Source organism: Staphylococcus coagulans, from assembly GCF_002901995.1.
Taxonomy (GTDB): Bacteria; Bacillota; Bacilli; order Staphylococcales; family Staphylococcaceae; genus Staphylococcus; species Staphylococcus coagulans.
On sequence record NZ_PPQN01000124.1, the window covers coordinates 1 to 271 of the forward strand.

At 40.6% G+C, this 271-nt stretch carries 1 protein-coding gene; it reads left to right on the top strand.

The genetic code is table 11. From position 1 onward, the window contains the following. The coding region (locus CD118_RS12270; RefSeq protein ID WP_228446447.1) for a hypothetical protein at positions 1-98 on the top strand (98 nt) is incomplete at its 5' end. Positions 99-271 lie beyond the last annotated feature (173 nt).

Here is a 271-nt window from a genome sequence, read left to right on the forward strand (position 1 = left end):
CGGATACAACGTTTAGTTCAATTGGGGCAACCATTGCAGATAACTTTGGTGTACCGCTTCCAGAATTTGGTCGCAGTTATCTTCAAAAATTACAATAACTCGGACGCATCATAACAAATGGCTTTGACTTTAAGGACGAGGTTGGGAAAGGCAAATCCCAACCTCGTCTTTTGTTTGAATAAAAGTAAACCATGCGCTATGCGTATGGTTCCGGAAAGGTTCTACCGTTGTATTAAAATAGGCACCTCAGCATGCTAGAATAATATTTGGT